The organism is Allobosea sp. MMO-172 (genome assembly GCF_037147855.1).
In the GTDB taxonomy this organism is placed as follows: domain Bacteria; phylum Pseudomonadota; class Alphaproteobacteria; order Rhizobiales; family Beijerinckiaceae; genus Allobosea.
Map to the genome: position 1 here is coordinate 1 of NZ_JBBCUM010000046.1, position 1058 is coordinate 1058.

Annotated in this window: 2 protein-coding genes; one reads left to right on the forward strand and one right to left on the reverse strand. The window is 57.6% G+C overall.

Annotated elements, in window-relative coordinates:
• The coding region (locus WFK61_RS26020; protein WP_336814942.1) for a hypothetical protein at positions 1-211 on the reverse strand (211 nt) is incomplete at its 3' end.
• Here WFK61_RS26020 and WFK61_RS26025 point away from each other — a divergent pair.
• Positions 159-1042, forward strand: a protein-coding gene (locus WFK61_RS26025; RefSeq protein ID WP_336814941.1) for an IS630 family transposase whose coding sequence is annotated in 2 segments (ribosomal slippage) — positions 159-423 and positions 423-1042 — 885 coding nt in all. Because the reading frame shifts where the segments join, the coding sequence is not laid out codon by codon here. The genes WFK61_RS26020 and WFK61_RS26025 overlap by 53 nt on opposite strands.
• Positions 1043-1058: the final 16 nt, after the last annotated feature.

The window sequence follows — 1058 nt, forward strand, 5'->3', positions numbered from 1 at the left end:
CTAGAGCACGTCCATTGAACGAGGAATCGCGTTGATGATTCCCTTGGCTGCCGAATTCTGATTCCATCGCCCCGACTGTTGATTTGGTCGGAGGCAAAATGACCCGAGCTTTCAGTGATGATCTGCGTAGCCGCGTTCTGGCTGCGTCACGCGATGGCATGTCGGCGCGATCAGCGGCGGCCAGATTTGGAATTGGCATTTCAACGGCCATCGCCTGGATCGCCAGCGCACGGGCGGGTCAGTTGACGCCTGCGAAGCAGGGCCGACGCGGTGGCTCACGCCTCGATGCTCACGAGGACTTCATCATCGGCATGATCGAAGAGGCAAAGGATATCACGCTCAACGAGATGGTTCTGCGATTGCGTGAAGATAGAGCCGTATCGATTGGCCGTAGCGCGCTTGACGTCTGGCTGCGAAAGCGCGGTTGGACTTTCAAAAAAAGACCGCGCATGCACTGGAGCAGGAGCGTCCTGACCTCCTGAAACGTCGTCAGGACTGGTTCGACGGCCAACTCGATCTCGATCCGGCGCGGCTCGTCTTCATCGATGAAACCGGCCTGAGCACGAAGATGTCTCGACTTCGCGGACGGGCCCCTTGCGGAGATCGATGCCGCTCACCGGTCCCGCACGGCCATTGGAAGACAACGACGTTTACCGGAGCGCTCAGGCTATCCGGAATGACCGCACCCATGGTCTTGGACGGTGCGATGAACGGGGTCGCATTCCAGGCCTATGTCCAGCAGGTTCTCATTCCAACCTTGGCACCGGGCGATATCGTTATCATGGACAATCTGCCTGCACACAAAGCGGAAGGCGTGCGTTACGCAATCGAAGACGCCGGATGCCGCTTGCTTTACCTTCCTCCCTACAGTCCCGACTTTAACCCCATCGAGAAGGCATTTGCGAAGCTCAAGGCCGTCTTGCGCGCAAAAGCCGAGCGAACGATCGACGGCTTATGGAATTCCATCAGCCATATCGTCACGCTGTTCGAACCACAAGAATGCGCAAACTACTTCAGATCGTGCGGATATGAACCCGAGTAAAGCGGACACGCTCTAG